General features: G+C 69.2%; 13 protein-coding genes and 1 tRNA gene. 5 read left to right on the plus strand and 9 right to left on the minus strand.

Features of this window, described 5'->3' with window-relative positions:
• The 3 genes from CHC08_RS44910 to CHC08_RS52125 form a co-directional block, all read right to left on the minus strand.
• Positions 1–381 (minus strand): ankyrin repeat domain-containing protein (locus CHC08_RS44910; protein ID WP_143653638.1); only part of this gene is annotated, 381 nt, incomplete at its 3' end.
• Positions 382–806: 425 nt separating this feature from the next.
• Positions 807–895 (minus strand) — tRNA-Ser (locus tag CHC08_RS44915).
• Positions 896–1,031: 136 nt separating this feature from the next.
• Positions 1,032–3,500: a nucleotide-binding protein gene (locus CHC08_RS52125; RefSeq protein WP_245878959.1), complete on the minus strand. Its 2,469-nt coding sequence runs from the start codon at positions 3,498–3,500 to the stop codon at positions 1,032–1,034.
• A 117-nt stretch (positions 3,501–3,617) separates the two neighbouring features.
• Here CHC08_RS52125 and CHC08_RS44925 point away from each other — a divergent pair, with 117 nt between their 5' ends.
• Both CHC08_RS44925 and CHC08_RS44930 read left to right on the plus strand, forming a co-directional pair.
• Positions 3,618–4,574 (plus strand): NAD(P)H-quinone oxidoreductase, encoded by a 957-nt coding sequence (locus CHC08_RS44925; protein ID WP_089213490.1) that lies wholly within the window; start codon positions 3,618–3,620, stop codon positions 4,572–4,574.
• A gap of 4 nt (positions 4,575–4,578) precedes the next feature.
• The gene (locus tag CHC08_RS44930; RefSeq protein ID WP_089213491.1) at positions 4,579–5,094 is read left to right on the plus strand and encodes a bacterial proteasome activator family protein; all 516 of its coding nucleotides are present in this window, start codon (positions 4,579–4,581) and stop codon (positions 5,092–5,094) included.
• Between the two features lie 69 nt (positions 5,095–5,163).
• Here CHC08_RS44930 and CHC08_RS44935 read toward each other — a convergent pair whose 3' ends face one another.
• Positions 5,164–5,961, minus strand: a complete 798-nt coding sequence (locus tag CHC08_RS44935) for an HAD family hydrolase (RefSeq protein WP_089213492.1) — start codon at positions 5,959–5,961, stop codon at positions 5,164–5,166.
• A 236-nt stretch (positions 5,962–6,197) separates the two neighbouring features.
• On the opposite strand from CHC08_RS44935, the gene CHC08_RS44940 reads away from it, so the two are divergent.
• Positions 6,198–6,401: a cold-shock protein gene (locus tag CHC08_RS44940; protein ID WP_012886943.1), complete on the plus strand. Its 204-nt coding sequence runs from the start codon at positions 6,198–6,200 to the stop codon at positions 6,399–6,401.
• Between the two features lie 98 nt (positions 6,402–6,499).
• On the opposite strand, the gene CHC08_RS44945 is transcribed toward CHC08_RS44940, so the two are convergent.
• Positions 6,500–6,685, minus strand: coding sequence for a hypothetical protein (locus CHC08_RS44945; RefSeq protein WP_089213493.1), 186 nt, complete (start codon positions 6,683–6,685; stop codon positions 6,500–6,502).
• Positions 6,686–6,698: 13 nt separating this feature from the next.
• Here CHC08_RS44945 and CHC08_RS44955 point away from each other — a divergent pair, with 13 nt between their 5' ends.
• Complete coding sequence (locus CHC08_RS44955) at positions 6,699–8,810, plus strand: hypothetical protein (RefSeq protein WP_143653639.1); 2,112 nt, start codon at positions 6,699–6,701, stop codon at positions 8,808–8,810.
• Between the two features lie 78 nt (positions 8,811–8,888).
• Here the strand turns inward: CHC08_RS44955 and serS are convergent, their stop codons facing one another.
• The 3 genes from serS to CHC08_RS52675 form a co-directional block, all read right to left on the minus strand.
• Positions 8,889–10,151 carry a serine--tRNA ligase gene (gene serS / locus CHC08_RS44960; RefSeq protein WP_089213496.1) on the minus strand — a complete coding sequence of 421 codons (1,263 nt, stop codon included), beginning with the start codon at positions 10,149–10,151 and terminating at the stop codon, positions 8,889–8,891.
• Positions 10,152–10,372: 221 nt separating this feature from the next.
• Positions 10,373–11,293 carry a prephenate dehydratase gene (gene pheA / locus CHC08_RS44965; RefSeq protein ID WP_089213509.1) on the minus strand — a complete coding sequence of 307 codons (921 nt, stop codon included), beginning with the start codon at positions 11,291–11,293 and terminating at the stop codon, positions 10,373–10,375.
• Positions 11,294–11,379: 86 nt separating this feature from the next.
• Positions 11,380–12,798 (minus strand): glycosyltransferase 87 family protein, encoded by a 1,419-nt coding sequence (locus CHC08_RS52675; RefSeq protein WP_089213497.1) that lies wholly within the window; start codon positions 12,796–12,798, stop codon positions 11,380–11,382.
• Positions 12,799–13,059: 261 nt separating this feature from the next.
• Here CHC08_RS52675 and CHC08_RS52135 point away from each other — a divergent pair, with 261 nt between their 5' ends.
• Positions 13,060–15,507, plus strand: a complete 2,448-nt coding sequence (locus CHC08_RS52135) for a hypothetical protein (RefSeq protein ID WP_245878960.1) — start codon at positions 13,060–13,062, stop codon at positions 15,505–15,507.
• Here CHC08_RS52135 and mptB read toward each other — a convergent pair.
• Positions 15,389–16,861, minus strand: a complete 1,473-nt coding sequence (mptB, locus tag CHC08_RS49070; protein WP_245878961.1) for a polyprenol phosphomannose-dependent alpha 1,6 mannosyltransferase MptB — start codon at positions 16,859–16,861, stop codon at positions 15,389–15,391. The genes CHC08_RS52135 and mptB overlap by 119 nt on opposite strands.
• Positions 16,862–17,060: the final 199 nt, after the last annotated feature.

Consider the following 17,060-nt stretch of genomic DNA (forward strand, 5'->3'; position numbering starts at 1 on the left):
ACCGACCTCCGGTGAGGGGAGGGAGAAGGGATCGGGAGTGGGGCCGGCCAGGCTGAGGCGGCCGGGAGACCAGCCCGCCATCATGGGGCGCCACGGGTCCGCACCGGCGGAGACGAGGGCTCGGGCGTTGTCCGTGCGGCCTTCGAAGACAGCCATCCAGAGGGCGGTGCGGCCTTGATTCTCCGCGTCGACGTCATCGACGCGCATGGCCAGCTCGGCGACCACTTCAGGCGAGCCGCGATCAGCCGCGGCGTGCAGCGGCTTTTCGAAGACGGGCACGCCGGAGTTCGGATCGGCACCCGCGGCGAGCTCGGCGCGGACCAGGTCGAGATCTGTCCAGTCGTTGACGCCCCACCATCTGACATCGTCGGTGGCAACCATGACACTCCTTGAGGGGATGTACGGGACATATGAACGCCGATCATGGCGTGCGAGGCCGACACATTCGGGCCGGTGCCGCGGTTGGTCTACGGAGGGTGTCCTACGGCGATCATGGCCACACCGGCCTGTGGACGGCTGGGCGGAGTCAGCGAAAAGCCAGCGGACCCGCTGACACGGGAGCACAGCCGAGATCAACGGACATCACTGTCGCGGCACCCAATACCAGCCGACGGCCGGGAGTGATAACGCCCCACCGGTGTTTTGCGGTTGCGACCAGGAAGAACACCTCAAGATCCATCCCGCGTATATCCCGCGAACACCGACAGAGGGCCGCTCACGGCGGCATATGGCTGCACACTCCGGAAACGATCAACGGCGCCTCACCGAGGCCAAGTGCCTGGTCAGACGCCGTTTTGCGTGCTCAGCGGAGAGCGTGGGATTCGAACCCACGAGACCGGTCACCCGGCCTAGCGGTTTTCAAGACCGCCGCCATCGTCCACTAGGCGAGCTCTCCTGGTGACACGTCCGAAGAACGTGTCAGATGCACCTTAGTCTCTCACTGTCCCAAGCGTGCACGGGACTGCGGGAGCCTCACCTCTCCTTCGAGACGAGGCTCCCGCATTACCCGGTTTCGCCCGCCGTACCCGGATTCAGGGTTGCAATCCGGCGAAGCCATCGCCTACCGAGGCGGCCAGGCGAAGGTAGGACTCGCGTGTGGCAGGCTGCAGCCTTTCCAGGTCGATCTCCGCGCCCTCTTCGAGGTGTGGGTCGTAGGGGACGCGGATCACGGCGCGGCAGCGGGCTGCGAAGTGAGCTTCCAGACGATCGAGGTCAACCGTGGACTTCGATCGAGGGCGGACGCTGCACAGGACCACCGTGGCGGAGCGGACCAGATCTTCGTAGTGGTGGGCCTCCAGCCAGTCCAGCGTCGCGGAGGCGGCGCGGGCGCCGTCGACCGATGGCGAGCTGACCAGGACGAGCTGATCGGCCAGTCCGAGCACGCCGGACATGGCCGAGTGGAGCAGGCCGGTACCGCAGTCGGTGATGCAGATCGAGTAGAAGTTCTCCAGGACCTGGGAGACCGACTGGTAGTCCGACGCGCTGAATGCCTCGGACACCGACGGATCGCGGTCGGAGGCGAGGATCTCCAGGCGGGACGGGGCCTGCGAGGTGAAGGCCCGGATGTCGACATAGCGCTTGATCTGCTTGCGCTCGTTGAGCAGGTCACGGACGGTGGCCGAGGTTTCGAGCTCGACCTTGTCCGACAGAGTGCCACGATCGGGGTTGGCGTCGACCGCGATGACCCTGTCGCCGCGGACCTGCGCGAGGGTGGCGCCGAGGCCGACCGTGGTGGTGGTCTTGCCGACACCGCCCTTCAGGCTGAGTACGGCGACGCGGTGATGGCCGGTGGCGACGGGGGTACGGGCACGGCTGACCAGCTCGCGGCGACGGCGAACCTCGGGAGACTCACCGGGCTTGATCAGGCCTGCCGATGCCTTGTAGATCATCTTTCGCCAGCCGCCGGCGGGCCCGTTGCGGCGGCCCCTGAGCAGCGACTCGGGATCCAGGCTGTCTGCCGACTGCCTGGGAACACCCGGAAGCTGCTGCCGGGGCGGGGTGCTGAAAGCGGGCGGCGGAGCGGATGACTGGCGACGGCGTGCCTGGTACGGCTCTCGAGCGGGCTCGCCCGTGTCTTGCGGCGGTGCGAAGGCGGTCTCCCCCTGAATCGAGACGGTGTCCTGATCGGAGGGGACCTGATCGACCCGGTCGAAAGAGGTCCGGTCGAAGGAGGTCCGATCGAAAGAGGCTCGGTCCGAAGAGGGCCGGTCGGAGAAGGTCCGGTCAGAGGAGGTCCGGTCGGCAGGGGCGGGCATGTCCCTGCTGGGCCCGAAAGCCGTGTCCCGCTCCCGGCCGAAAGCCGAGGGTCCGGAGAAACCGGAGAAGCCGGGAGAGTCCGAGGGGCTGGAGAAGTCCGAGCCGAACGCACCTGAGGCGGAACGATCCGGCGACGACGCCGGCTGCGGCCGGTCGACACCGAAGGACTCGGGGGCCCGGAAGGGTTCAAGCGGTTCGGAGTCGAACCGCTCCGGCGTCGTCCGAGGAGGCTCCTTGGCCTCGATCGGCTCGGCGGCCTTGAAGATGGACCGGTCTCTGTCGTGTTCGGCGCTGCCGTCGGTGAACCCCTCGGCGTCCTTCCCGCCGGAGGAGAACCGATCGGAGTCGGCGCCGGCGGTGAACGGGCCGGATTCCGTACCGCCGGAAGCGGAAGCGGAGTCGGCGCCGCCGGAAGTGAACGGGCCGGAGTCCGTACCACCGGAAGCGGAGTCGGCACCACCGGAGGCGAAGGAACCGGAGTCCGTACTGCCGAAGGAGAACCGATCAGAGTCGGCGCCACCGGCGGTGAACGGAACGGAGTCCGTACCGCCGGAAGCGGAGTCCGTGCCACCGGAAGTGACCCGGCCGGAGTCCTTGGCGGCGAAGTCCGCGAAGTCCGAGCTGCCGAACGCGAACCGCTGGGTTTCGGAGGCCGCGGGCTCGAACGGTCCGATGTCGGGGCCGAGGGGCATGGCCGGAGTGACCTTGAAGGGCTCGACCTGCTCGTCCGGACGGTGGGGCTGCTCGAACAGGCCCCGGGACGGCTCCTGGTCGGGCTCCACGTACGGCGTGCGGACCGCGGGCTCGGTGAACTCGCTCGGCGGGGTGTAGGTGTCGGTGCCACCCGGCTCCTGGCGAGGCAGGGGCTTGAGCGGTGCGAGAAAACCGTCGTTGTCCTGCTTGCCGGACGCGCCGGGAGGAGGCACGGTGAAGGCACTCCCCGTGTCGGAGGTCTCCATCCATTCGGCCGCGTCGGCGTCTTCCGCCGGCGGGACGATCACGGTCGTGGATGCGCTCGCAGGCTGGTAGGCCGAGTCGACGGCCGCGCGGAACAGCGGCGACGACGTCGCATCGGACTCGGTCGGCACCGAGCTCCAGGGGTCTTTCGGGTATGGCGAAATGACGGCGTCGTCCACCACGGCGGCGCTCTTCGCCGCGACGACAGGCGCCTCCTCCTGCTCCTTAATGGCGTCAAGCCAGGCGAGCTGTTCCTCGAGAGATTCCTCACGATCGTGTCTTGCCACCGTGTTCCCCCTCGGGATGGGCATAAAAGGGCAGCAAACACATAGCAGGTTAACGCCTTGTGTTCTCGTCAACGCTCGCAACCACCAACTTAGGGCTCAGCGGATACCTTTGGAATCATGCGCGCCATCGTGATCGACGAACCAGGTGGACCCGAAGTACTGGTCTGGCGAGAGGTCCCCGACCCTCGGCCCGAGCGTGACGAAGTCCTCATCGACGTGACCGCGTCGGCGGTCAACAGGGCGGACACGCTGCAGAGACAAGGTTTCTACAACCCGCCCGCCGGCGCCTCGCCGTACCCGGGGCTGGAGTGCTCCGGTGTGATCGCCGAGGTGGGTTCCGACGTTGAGGGCTTCAAGCCTGGCGACCAGGTGTGCGCGCTGCTCACCGGCGGCGGTTACGCGGAGAAGGTCGCCGTTCCCTGGCAGCAGGTCATGCGGGTCCCGGACGGCGTGGATCTGACCGAGGCGGCCGGGCTGCCCGAGGTGGCGTGCACGGTCTGGTCCAACGTGTTCATGATCGCGCGCCTCAGGAAGGGCGAGACCCTCCTCGTTCACGGCGGTTCCAGCGGGATCGGGACGATGTCCATCCAGCTGGCGAAGGCGTTCGGCTCCCACGTGGTCGTCACCGCCGGATCGGCCGAGAAGATCGCCCGCTGCCTGGAGCTGGGCGCGGACGAGGCGATCAACTACCGCGAGGAGCATTTCGCGGAGAAGGTCAAGGCCGACGTGATCCTCGACATCATGGGCGCCAAATATCTTCCGGGAAACGTGAAAGCCCTCAAGACCGGCGGCCGGCTGGTCGTGATCGGGCTCCAGGGCGGCGCGAAGGGCGAGCTCGATCTGGGAGCGCTTCTGACCAAGCGGGCCTCGGTGCACGGAACCACACTCCGTGCGCGGCCCACGGACGAGAAGGGGGCCGTCGTGCGCGGAGTCGTCGACAACGTCTGGCCTCTCGTCGACGCCGGGGTGATCCGGCCGGTGGTGCACGCCCGGGTGCCCATGAGCGACGCCGCCGAGGCCCACCGGATCATGGAAACCGGAGACCACATTGGGAAAATCCTGCTAGTAAGTTGAGGTTATGAACGCTGAGGAAAGCACTCCGCACATCGTGGTCATGGGTCCCCAGGAAGTCCAGGGTGAGGAGGAGGGCGGGGAGCGGTCCGTCGCTGACCTGGTCGAACAGCCTGCCAAGGTGATGCGCATCGGCAGCATGATTCGCCAGCTGCTCGAGGAGGTCCGCGCGGCTCCGCTGGACGAGGCCAGCCGCAAGCGCCTCAAGGAGATCCACCAGAGTTCCATCAAGGAGCTTGAGGACGGCCTGGCGCCCGAGCTGGTCGACGAGCTGGAACGGCTGTCGCTGCCCTTCACCGAGAACGACAACGGCACCCCGCCGAGCGAGGCCGAGCTGAGGGTCGCCCACGCGCAGCTGGTCGGCTGGCTTGAGGGACTGTTCCACGGGATACAGACCACGCTTTTCGCCCAGCAGATGGCGGCTCGGGCCCAGCTGGAGAACATGCGCAGGGCTCTGCCCGGCGGCGTGTCCCTCCAGCAGCAGGAGGGGCAGCAGGGCGGTAGTTCGGGTCCCTACCTGTAAAGACCCACTTGCCGGCTCCCTGCTCTCGGAGTCCTCTGGTCACAAGGCTCTCGAAAGCTATGGAAGCTCTTACGCGTAGAGCTCCTCAAGGACTCTGGCGACCCCGTCGTCGTTGTTGGCCGCGGTCACGTGATCGACCGCGGCCAGCACCTCCGCGTGGGCGTTCGCGACCGCGTAGGAGGTGCCGGCCCATTGCAACATGGGCAGATCATTGGGCATGTCCCCGAATGCGATCACGTCAGCGGGCTTGATCTCCTGCGCCTCCGCGAGTTCGGCGAGCGCCGAGGCCTTCGTGACACCCAGTGCACTCATCTCGATCAGAGCCCGGCCGCTGGAGTGAGTGGGCGTAACCAGATCGCCGACCAGTTCGCAGACCATCGCCTGGAGAATGTCGGGGTCCATCCTGGGGTGCAGGGCCAGGAGTTTGGCACAGGGCCGTGAGATGAGTGTGGCCATTCCGACACTGAGTGCGGCGACCTCCCTACTATCCCAACCTCCGAGACGGAAGTCCGATTCGTGAGCGAATCCGCCTTCGTATTCCACCGAGAAGGCCAGCTCGGGAACCTTTTCGCGGAGTCGCCTAACGACCTCTTCGAGCACATCTGAGTGCATTAGATGCGATTTGACGATCTGTTCGGTGTGCAGGTCGTAGACAAGGGCGCCATTGGCGCATATGGCCAGCCCTCGATGGTGCACGACCCCCGCAACCGTGTGCATCCACCGGGGCGGCCTACCGGTCACGAAGACCAGCGTGGCCCCGGCGTTCTCCACAAGCGCAAATGCGGCCGCGGTGCGGGGGGAGACGGTGCCGTCCGAGCGCAGAGCGGTGCCGTCAAGGTCGGTGGCGACGAGCCGAGGGCTTCCCATAACAGGTCCAGTCTGCACCGTGATCCTCAACGTGCCCGACTCGGGATCTCTAACCGAGCAATCTTCCTGATGGCGGGAACACGGCCTCTCCGGATAGTGTTAGATGTGATGGCGTTGTATTAGCTGAATCCCGTTGTGAAAACCAGTTTGACTGAGCCACCCCGGGGCCCGCTGTACGACACATGGGGTTCACGAGGTGTGAATCCCAAAGCTTCAAATCCTGAGGGAGAGCTTTAATGGCTCAGGGAACCGTCAAGTGGTTCAACGCTGAAAAGGGCTTCGGCTTCATCGCACCGGATGGCGGTGCACCGGATGTGTTCGTGCACTTCTCCGAGATCCAAGGCAATGGCTACCGTAGCCTCGAAGACGGCCAGCGGGTCGAATTCGAGATCACGCAGGGTCAGAAGGGCCCGCAGGCCTCGCAGGTCCGCGCCGTCTGACGCCGCATAGACCTCTAGTTGCCAGAGAAGGCGGAGTTCGCTTTACGCGAACTCCGCCTTCTCTGTTTCCGGGTGTTCTCGGCGGTGTCCGCCCGGCCTCACCGGTAGACCAGGCCCGAGAGCCGCCGGGCGAGAATGCGGCGGAAGATCGGGCTGAGCGCCAGAGTTCGCAGAGCCAGGTTCCGGATCGGCCGGACGTGCTCGTTCATGGTGGTCAGTCGTGAGAGCCGCCCGGCGAAGACGACGTGCAGCGCTATCTCGTGAAGTGATCCGCCGCAGGGCACGACCCGGTCACGAATGCCGCCGCGCCCGAACCAGGCCGCGTCGCGGCAGGTCTACTCACCCATGGAGCATCCGCACGGTCCCGTCCTCGCCTGGCTCGGGCACCCGGCGACCGTGGTCGCCACCATCGTGTTGCCGATCAACGACCATCTCCTCAAGGCCCTGTGGCCCGGTCCGGTCACCGGCAAGCTGAGCGACGTCGCGGGGCTGCTGGTCGCCCCGCCCCTGCTCGCCCTCGCTCTCTCCCTGGCTCTCGCCCTGTCCCGCTTCCTGGCTCTCGCCCTGTCCCGCTTCCCGGCTCTCGCCCTGTCCCGCTTCCCTGCCCTCGCCCTGTCCCACTTCCCGGCCCTCGTCCTGTCCCGAGTCGGCTCCTTGCCCCAAGCCGGTTCCCTCGCCCTGTCCCGATCACGTGTCCTGTCCCGAGCCGCTTCCTTCTCCCAAGCCGGCTCCTTCTCCCTCGCTCCGTCCCGATCTCTCGCCCTGCCCCGAGCCGGTTCCTTCTTCCTTGCCCCCGTTCCCTCCCGAACCGGCCCCCTCAACCGGTTCGCCGCCCCCGCCGCGATCGTCGTCACCGGTCTCGGCTTCACCCTGGTCAAGACCACGGAGGCGGGCGCGGAGCTCGCCTCCCAGGTGTGGACCCTGGTCGCCGGCCCCTCGCGGGTCCTCGCCGACCCGACCGATCTGATCGCCCTGCCCGCGCTCGGCGTCACCTGGCTGCTCTGGTGCGGGTGCCAGACCGATCGGGCGGTACGGCGTGCCCGCGCGCTGATCATCGTCCCGATCGCGTTGTTCGGGGTGACCGCCACCTCGGCAACCCCTCCGCCATCCACCGCGAAGCGGGTCTCCCTGACCGACGGGGTCATCACCGTCGTCCGCGATCACTACTTCGCCTCCAACCAGAAGGTCCTGTCCTACGACGGCGGGCTCACGTGGATCGTCTCTCCCTCGCCCAGCCCGGTTGATCCCCTCCCGACCTCCCCAAGCCCTCTGAGCTCTCCGTACTTTTCAGGCTTCCCGGATTCCTCGAACCCCGCGGCCTCCCCGTACTTCCCAGACTCCCCGGGCCCTTCGGCCACTCCGTACTTCCCAGACTCCCCGGGCCCTTCGGCCACTCCGTACTTTCCGGGCTCCCCGCGCCCTCTGAGCTCTCCGGGCTTCCCGGATTCCCCCAGCCCTGCGGCCTCTCCGTACTTCCCGGACTCCCTGAGCCCCTCGGCCTCCCCGTACCTTCCGGGCTCCCCGAGCCTCCTGGGCTCTCCGTACTCTCCGTACTCTCCGGATTCCCCGACCCCTCTGGGCCCTCTGGACGTCCTGCCCGCTCCCGTAACCTGGGTCTGCGTGCCCGAAGAGCCCCTGCACTGCTACCGCGTCGCCCCACCGCGGCTTGGCGTGGACGAGTCATGGGACGGCGGAGTCACCTGGGAGACGCCCTGGGGCGTCTCGGAGCGGCGGGAGAAGGAGCTGCGGCAGTGGAGCCCGGACAGGGCCCCGGTCGCATGGGAGGGCTCTCAGGCCGTGGCGGTGCAGCGCGTGGCGGGCGGCCACGTGGTGGTCGTGGCCAACGGCGTCGACGGCATCGCCGTACGTGACGCGCGGGGGATCTGGCGGCGGCTCGGCTTCACGTCCGAGGGCTTCTCCGCGGACACGGCGCCACCGCTCCCCTCACCGCACGTCGATCTGAGGACGGAGCATCTCATCGGCTTCTTCGCCGGCCTGATCGCTTTCATGGCCGGCATGGCCGGGGCGCACCGGCATGAACCGCGGGTCAACGGCCTGACCGTGTTCGCGTACATCCTCACCGCCATCGGGTTCCTGTTCAGCCTGCCGTCCGACAGCCCCCCGAGGTTCCTGTTCGGCATGGCCTGCACCCTCATCGCGGCGGCTCTCGCGGCGACGGCGGCGGTCCAGGCGCGCGTACCGACCCGGACCTGGTTCGCGCTGCTCGCCCTTGCCGCCTGCACGTCGTTCGCGATCTGGGCGACCTTCTCCGCCTGGGAGTCGGGCCCCCTCGATGACTACCCGACGGCGAGCTTCCTGGCCTGCCTCGCCGGCGGCGCCGGAGTCGCGGCATCGGTCATGGTCGGCTGGATGACCTCGAGGAAACGGTCGGGACCTCCGGCGACATGAACGCGTGAGGTCCCCGCCGTACGGCGGGGACCTCACTGCGAACGGTTGCTGTTGCTTACGTCGAGGCCGGCGGAGCGGCTACTTGACGGGTTCGAGGACGTCGAGGCCCACGTAGGGACGTAGGGCCTTGGGGACCACGACGGAGCCGTCGGCCTGCTGGTGGTTCTCCAGGATGGCGACGATCCAGCGGGTGGTGGCCAGGGTGCCGTTCAGCGTGGCCACGTGCTGGGGCTTGCCACCGGAGTCACGGAACCGCACGCCGAGGCGGCGGGCCTGGAAGTCGGTGCAGTTGGAGGTCGAGGTCAGCTCGCGGTAACGGCCCTGGCTGGGGACCCACGCCTCGCAGTCGAACTTCCGCGAGGCCGAGGATCCCAGGTCGCCGGCCGCGGTGTCGATCACCCGGTAGGGCAGCTCGGCCTTGGCGAGCATCTCCTTCTCCCAGGCGAGCAGACGCCGGTGCTCCTCGTGCGCGTCCTCGGGACGTGCGTAGGAGAACATCTCGACCTTGTCGAACTGGTGGACCCGGATGATGCCCCGGGTGTCCTTGCCGTACGAACCGGCCTCGCGACGGAAGCACGAGGACCATCCGGCGTAGCGGTACGGCAGCTCGGAACCGTCGAGGATCTCGTCGGCGTGGTAGGCCGCCATCGGCACCTCGCTCGTGCCGACCAGGAACAGGTCGTCCTCGGGCAGGTGGTAGACCTCGCTGGCGTGGGCGCCGAGGAAACCGGTGCCCTTCATCGACTCCGGCTTCACCAGCACCGGAGTGATCATCGGGACGAAGCCAGCCTCGATCGCCTGCTGCATGGCCATGTTGAGCAGCCCGAGCTGGAGCCGTGCGCCGGCGCCCTTCAGGAAGAAGAACCGCGATCCCGAGACCTTCGCCCCGCGCTCCATGTCGATCGCGCCGAGCAGCTCGCCGAGCTCCAGGTGATCCTTGGGCGTGAAATCGAAGCTCGGCTTCTCGCCGATCTCCTCCAGCACGACGTAATCGTCCTCGCCGCCGGCCGGAACCCCCTCCTCCACGAGGTTGGGCACCGTGTAGAGCAGATCGTCGAGCTCCCCGCCCAGCTCCTCGGCCTCGGCCTCGGCCGACTTGACATGCGCCGAGAGGTCCTTGGCCCGCCCGAGCAGAGCCGTCTTCTCGTCCCCCGAGGCACGGGACACCGACTTGCCGATGCTTTTCTGCTCGGCGCGCAGCGTCTCGAAGCGGCTCAGCGCACCGCGCCGCCGCTCGTCGAGGTCAAGCAGCGTTTCGACGACAGAGTCGTCCTCACCGCGGGCACGCTGCGACGCCCGTAGCCGGTCGGGATCCTCACGAAGGGTACGCAGGTCAATCACAACCACAAGGCTACCGATGTACGGCTCGCACCCGCACACGCATTACGCCCGGCCGCCGAAGCTCCGGAACGCCAAGCCCCGCGCGCTCCCGCCCGTTGAGGACACGCGGCGCCTCGGACCGACCGGATCGAGCCCTGGCCGATGCCGGAGCTCGACGCCGGACCAGACCTGACGGGCGCAGGTCAGACCCGACAGATGCCGGATCGGACCCCGTCGCCGGATTACGCCCGACCGGTGCGGATTCTGGTGAGCCAGTCTTCGGCCTCGGTGAAGTCGGCGTCAGCCATACCGCGCTTGATCTGCGGGAAGAATCCGTCGGCGCGCGGGTAACTGCCGAGGAAGCGCACGTCCTCGCAGATCCGGTGGAGACCGGAGAGCGCCTCGCCGACCCGGGCGTCGGCCACGTGGCCCTCGAAGTCGAAGTGGAAGAAGTAGCGGCCGATGCCGTCGCCGGTGGGCCGCGACTCGATGCGGGTCAGGTTGACGCCGCGTACGGAGAACTCGGTGAGCATCTCCAGCAGCGCGCCCGGATGGTCGTCGGTGAGGAAGGCGACCAGGGAGGTGCGGTCGGAACCCGTGGGCTCGGGCATCGAGCCGGGACGGGACACCCGAACGAATCGGGTCACCGTGTCGGCGCGGTCGCCGATCTTGGCGGCGAGCTCGACCAGGCCGTAGTGCTCCCCGGCGATGCGCGCGGCGATGGCCGCGTCATACGGCGAACCGGGAAGGGCGACCTCCTGGGCCGCCGCAGCGGTCGACGGGGCGGCGACCACCACGGCGTCGGGCAACTCCCGGGCGATGAAGTTGCGGCACTGGGTGATGGCCGCCGGGTGGGTGAAGACCCGCTTGATCCGGGAGATCACGGCGTCCTGGCGGGCCAGGAGCGAGAATTCGACGGGAAGCAGCAACTCGGCGGTGATGAGCAACGGCTCACCCCAGGCGAGCTCGTCCAGCGTCGTGGTGATGGCGCCTTCAAGCGAGTTTTCCAGCGGGACGACGGCTCCGTCGGCCTCACCGCGCCGGGCAGCGTCCAGCGCCGCACTGACGTTCGGACTCGGCAGGCGCTCGGCCTCTGGCGCCAGGATGCGCAGGGCCTCCTCCGTGAAGGTGCCCTCCGGTCCCAGGTAGGCGAGTTTGGGCATGACCACAGGTTATCCGGCGCCTATCCGAAAGTGTGTACAGAACTCCACATTCACGCAGCTCATCATCCCCGTCCGGCGGGAAACCCTCACTCGCCGTCGGAGACCGCGCGGGAAATCTCTCCTCGCGCGTCGGGGATCGCCCGGAAAGCCTCTCGCCGTCTCGGCAGCCAGACCCCCAGTAACCAGACCAGGACCAGCGCGCCCAGCCCGAACCCGTTCTGCACGATTTTGCCCAGCACGGGGCTGAGCACCGGGATCTCGGCGGCCTTGATCGTCACTCCCCACCAGGGGATCGGCAGCACGTAGTAGAGCCAGACCCCGGCCGCCACCCGGACTCTCACCGGGTCGAGCCCGCTGCCGAACAGCGCGCCCAGCACCACGACCACCCAGGCCAGGTGGTGGATCCAGGCCACCGGCGACAACAGGACGGCCATCAGACCCACCAGCGCCACCCCGGTCACCCGGTGCCCGTCGAGCAGCGCCCTGCGGGCGTAGCGGAAGCCGTACCAGGCGATCACCGCGACCAGGGCCAGCCAGAGCAGGCTGGTCAGCCAGTCGGGCAGGTAGAGCCGGATGAGCATGCCGCGCAGCGACTGGTTGGTGGTCGCCGCGTTGGCGCCGAGCCGTTCGGGGTCGAGCAGGGCGCGGAACCAGAATTCGGAGGCGTCGTCCGGGATCACCAGGAAGGGGAGCAGGGTCAGCAGCGCGGCGGTGAAGGCCGCCATGAAGAAGGTCCTGCGATGCTCCTCCTTCGCGCCGGGGCCGAAACCGGCGATCAGAAGGTAGATCAGGAAAACACCGGGGGTGAGCTTGACCGCGGTGGCCAGACCGATCAGCATGCCGCGCGGCCACACCGGCCGCCGGGCCACGCAGTCCGCCAGGCAGAGCGCGACCAGCAGGATGTCCACCTGGCCGAAGCGGACCTGGTCCCTGATCGGCATCAGATAGGTGCACGCCACCGTCAGGAAGGCGAACGCCATCGGCAGCCAGAGGCCGCGCGCCCGGTCCGGGACGGTCAGAGAGCCTGCCCGATCCGGATCTTCGCGACCCGCGCGCTCGGCTTTCCGATCCTCGCGACCCGCGTGTCCGGCCCCGGACGACGACCCCGGACGCCCGTCGACGGGGACCGGCCGACGGAGCCTGCTCAGAACGGCTCGAAAGCCGAATCCGACGCTGACCGCCAGCGTCGCGAAGATCAGAATGGTCCACACCCACTGCGCCGCCGGCCACGACATCGCCGCCAGGGGCGTGGCCAGCAGCGCCGCGATCGGCGGGTAGGTGAACGGCAGGAGCTGCGGAGCGGGCGTCAGGAAGTCGTAGACCGGCCGCCCCTCCAGGACCGCCTCGCCGCCGGTACGGTACACATCCAGGTCGACCAGACGCTGGTCGACGACGTTGCCCAGCCACTGAAGCACCAGCGGGGCCACCGCCACCACGACGAACAGCAGCGCGAGCAGCCACGTCCACGGAGGCCGCCTGGGCGCGGTCACCTTGCCTGTCGTCATGACCAGGCAGGTTACCGTGGGCCTGGAGGAAACGGCCGCCAACGGCTACGGATACGGGGGAACCGGATGGGTTCGACGCACGGCGGTCAGAGAGTCGTCCGCCAGGGCGCCGGAAGATCATCTGGCTCCGAGGGGAGGCATACTCCCTCGCGCTCCACGACGGCCGTCACGCGTGACAGCCGGGAAACGCGAGTCCGCCGCTGGATGGTGCGCCTCGCGCCTGTCACCGCGATCCTCCTCGGAACACGAGCTCACCGCCGGATGACGCGCACCGCACCGGTCATCACGATCCCCTTCGGAACGCGAGCTCACCGCTGGGTCGTGTGCACCGCGCTGGCCACCGCGTTCCTCCTCCTCTCCGGACTCTCCGGGCTTTCCGGGCTCTTCGGGGCCGGTACGGCCGGCGCAGCGGTCGCGAGACCGCTTCCCGCCAGGGTCGTGGTGATCGGGGTGCCCGGCCTGGAGTGGAGTGACCTGGACAGGGTCCGTACACCGAACCTGTGGAAGCTGGTCGACCAGGGCGGGGCCGCGTCGCTGTCCACCCGGGCGGTGCCGCCGCCTGACCGGGGCATCACCTGCCCGGTCGCGGGCTGGCTGACCGTCTCGGCGGGGCAGCGGGCCGGCGCGCCGGGGGCGATCTGCGCGCCGCCGCCGGTCCCGAGTGCGACGCCGGACGGCGGGGCGAGCGTGCCGGGCTGGGCGGAGCTGGTGGCCTTCAACACGACCACCTCCTACCGGCCGACGCTCGGGCAACTCGGGCAGCTCACGGTGGACGCCGGAGGGAAGGTGGCCGCGGTCGGGCCGGGGGCCGCACTCGGCGCGGCCGACAAGTCCGGAAAAGTTGCGAAATACGTGGCAAACGTCGACGACCTTGGCGACCTGGCACCGTACAGACTCATCGTGGTGGAGGCCGGGGACCTGGCCGGGACGTGGTCCCGGACGGGCCTCGACCAGGATGGCGACCCGATCTCGATGACCGGCGAGGCGAGGCGGGAGGCGGTGGCGAGGGTCGACCGCCAGGTGGGCACGGTCCTCGACCGGCTGCCGCCGGAGACCACAGGAACCACGGAAAGTCCGGGCATCACGAAGAGCCCGGAAACCTCGGGGCCCCCGGAAGGCCCGGACATCACGAAGAGCCCCGGGAACTCGGGGGCCGCTGAAGGTCCAGGCATCACGAAGAGCCCGGGGGGCTCAGAAAGTCCGGGCATCACGGAGAGCCCGGAAGGTTCGGGGGGCTCGGGGACCACGGTCCTGCTCGGCGGGCTGTCGGACACCACGATCGCGCCCCACCTGCACGTGGCGATCGCCCGCGGCGTGTCCCCCGGCGGCGAGCCGTACTCCCACGGCTATCTCACCGCCGCCTCCACCCGCCAGGACGGGCTGGTCACCAACACCGACCTGACCGCCACCGCGATCGGGCTCCTCGGCCTGGAGGCCCCGAACGGCGTCGTGGGCCGCGCCTGGCAGAGTGGCGAGCCGAGCTCCGAGCGGGCCTCCGAGATGGTCGTGAACCTGGCCGACGACGACCTGGCCAGTCAGGTGCTACGCGAGGTGCGGGGGCCGTTCTTCGCGGTGTTCGTGACCGTGCAGATCCTGTTCTACCTGCTGGCCGCCGTCGCGATCCGGCGCGGCTGGGGCGGCTCGCGGGCGCTGGCGGCCACCCAGGTCGTCGCGACGGTCAGCGGTGCGATCGCGATCGCCACCTTCCTGGCCCAGCTCGTGCCCTGGTGGAACCTGCCCGCCCCGATGGCCGGGGTGATCCTCACCATCCTCGCCATCGCCTGCGTGATCGCCGGACCGGCCCTCGCCGGGCCGTGGCGGGCGCATGTGCTCGGCCCGCTGACCGTGGTCGCGGGGATCACCTCGCTGGCCCTGCTGGCCGACGTGATGACCGGCTCCAGACTCCAGGTGAACGCGGTGACCGGCTACGAGCCGGTCACCGGTGGGCGCTTCTACGGCTTCAGCAACATCGCCTTCGCCGTCTACTCGGCAGGGACGATCCTGGCCCTGTCCGGGGTGGCCCAGTGGCTGATCTCGCGCGGGCGGCGGTCGCTCGCGCTGGTGGTCTGCGGGGTCTACGGCCTGTTCGCGGTCGTCGTCGACGGCTGGCCGGCGTGGGGAGCCGACTTCGGCGGCGTCCCGGCCTTCCTGATCGGGGTGGCCGTCTTCCTGATCCTGCTGTCCGGCCGCCGGGTCTCGCCGGTCAAGCTCGGGCTGGTCGGCCTGGCGGGCGTCCTGCTGATCGGGACCATCGCGGTGCTCGACTGGCTCAAACCGCCGAGCGCGCGCACCCACCTTGGCACCTTCGTCCAGCAGGTGCTGGACGGCGAGGCCTGGACGGTGATCGGCCGCAAGTTCGGCGCGATGATCGGGGTCACGGTCGGAAACTGGTCGCTGACCCTGCTCACGCTGGTCGCGCTGGCCTTCCTCTTCCTGGTGCTGAACCGCCCCTCCCAATGGGGCGCCCCCGCGCTGGGCCGGGCCTACGCGCTCGCCCCGGCGCTGCGTGCCGGGCTGATCGGCGCGCTGACCTGCGCACTGATCGGGTTCCTGATGAACGACTCGGGGATCGCGATCCCGGCGATGGCCCTCACGGTGGCGGTGCCGCTGACGCTGACAGCCTGCGTGCGCGCGCTCCGGCACTCACCGCCCACCACACCAGAGCGAGCGTCAGCACCAGCAGGGACCACGGCACCACCCGCTCCCTGAGGAGGGTTTTGAGCCAGAGCAGGTCCTCGGGGCGCAGTGCCTCCCTGGCCGGGAGGTAGCCCAGGGACAGGATGGTCACCCTGGCCACCATGAAGCACTCCAGCGCCGGCCAGGAGGCCATGGCCAGCAGCGCGAAGGCCAGCCCGTCATACCAGGGCAGCGCGTACGGCGCGGCGAACAGCCAGGCGACCACCATCACCGCGGCGACCGCCGGAGCGGTGTCCCCCGGCGAGGTCCCCGGCAGGGCCCGCAGGATCAGCCAGGCCAGACCCGCCAGCAGGAGCAGGGAGCCGACCTGGATCCAGGTCGAGTAGGCGCCCGGCCCGAACAGCGTCTGGAGCCCGCCCTTGGCCAGCTGCCACGGCGTGGCGAGAGAGACCTTCTTGCTGGCCGCGCCGACCTGGTCGAGCACGTGCGACCCGGCGAGGCCGTAGATCACCAGCACGGTGGCCGTCGCGGTCCCGGCCACGACCGCGAGCCTGCCGGGTGAGCGGCGCAGCTCCCATGCCGGACCGAGCGCCACGAGCCCGGCGTTGAGCTTGACCCCGATCCCCACTCCCAGCAGGAGCCCCGAGGAGGCTCCACGAGCCATGAGCGCCGCGACCATGCAGGCGATGGCCAGGGTGTCCACGTGCATCCCGGCGGACAGGTGATAGATCATCAGCGGGTTGACCGCCCACAGGAGCGCCGCCCGCCGCTGCAGATCCGCGTCACCCCGGGTGAAACGGTGCAGCAGCAACGCCGTCCCGATGAACGCCGCCGCGTTGACCAGCGCCATCACGAAGATCGTCAGCCTGACCGAGTCGCCGCCGATGAGACTCGCCAGCGCCTGGACGGCGGTCGCCACCGGGCCGTAGACGCTGGTCACGCCCGCCCACTCCTCCACCGCGCCGGTGACGGGGTCGGCGGGCAGCGCCGTGGGAGGGACGGCGTAGGGGTCCTGGCCGAGCGTGACCAGACGGCCGTAGGCGGCGTAGTTCAGGTGGTCGGCCGAGCCCGACGGCGGCAGGAAGGCGAGCAGCGCGGCCACCACGCAGCCCGCCGCGAGCAGCCAGCGCGGATCCGGTCTCCACCGGGACCGCAGGGCTCCGGCGAGGCCGAGGCCTCCCAGCACGATCGCGGCCGCGGCCATGGCGATCACCAGGTGGCCGTCGGGGCGCAGGTCCAGCGAGAACGGGGGCTGCCAGGACGGACCCGCCAGCCGCGGAACCATGGCCGAGGGTCCCAGCAGCCCGATCAGGACCGTCAGCCCCGCCGAAACCCCGATGGCCGTGAACGCGACGATGTCGAGCCCCCGCGGCGTGCCACGAGCGGGGCTCCGCCTCTCGTCGACAACCGGCGCATCCCAAGTCACCCGCAAATTTCAGCACACCCGGCGCGATGCCCGGGGCGGCGTCTCGCCGACCGGCCACGTACCGCCGACGAAAGCCGGCCAGAGTACGGCGATCGGGACCGAATGGGCGCAGCCCTAGAACCCGGCCTGCCCGGGCCGGGCGATCATGACCTGGTCCGCGCGGACCGGGCGAGCGACCATGACCCGATCCGTACGTGGA

Origin of the sequence: Streptosporangium subroseum, assembly GCF_900188345.1 — a bacterium.
GTDB lineage: Bacteria > Actinomycetota > Actinomycetes > Streptosporangiales > Streptosporangiaceae > Streptosporangium > Streptosporangium subroseum.

What these genes read in the sequence shown, in the direction of transcription:
- CHC08_RS44925 (WP_089213490.1), top strand. Translation starts at nt 3,618, where the DNA reads ATGCGCGCCATCGTGATCGACGAACCAGGTGGACCCGAAGTACTGGTC.
- CHC08_RS44930 (WP_089213491.1), top strand. Translation starts at nt 4,579, where the DNA reads ATGAACGCTGAGGAAAGCACTCCGCACATCGTGGTCATGGGTCCCCAG.
- CHC08_RS44935 (WP_089213492.1), bottom strand. Translation starts at nt 5,961, where the DNA reads ATGGGAAGCCCTCGGCTCGTCGCCACCGACCTTGACGGCACCGCTCTG.
- CHC08_RS44940 (WP_012886943.1), top strand. Translation starts at nt 6,198, where the DNA reads ATGGCTCAGGGAACCGTCAAGTGGTTCAACGCTGAAAAGGGCTTCGGC.
- CHC08_RS44955 (WP_143653639.1), top strand. Translation starts at nt 6,699, where the DNA reads ATGCCGCCGCGCCCGAACCAGGCCGCGTCGCGGCAGGTCTACTCACCC.
- pheA (WP_089213509.1), bottom strand. Translation starts at nt 11,293, where the DNA reads ATGCCCAAACTCGCCTACCTGGGACCGGAGGGCACCTTCACGGAGGAG.
- CHC08_RS52675 (WP_089213497.1), bottom strand. Translation starts at nt 12,798, where the DNA reads ATGACGACAGGCAAGGTGACCGCGCCCAGGCGGCCTCCGTGGACGTGG.
- CHC08_RS52135 (WP_245878960.1), top strand. Translation starts at nt 13,060, where the DNA reads ATGACGCGCACCGCACCGGTCATCACGATCCCCTTCGGAACGCGAGCT.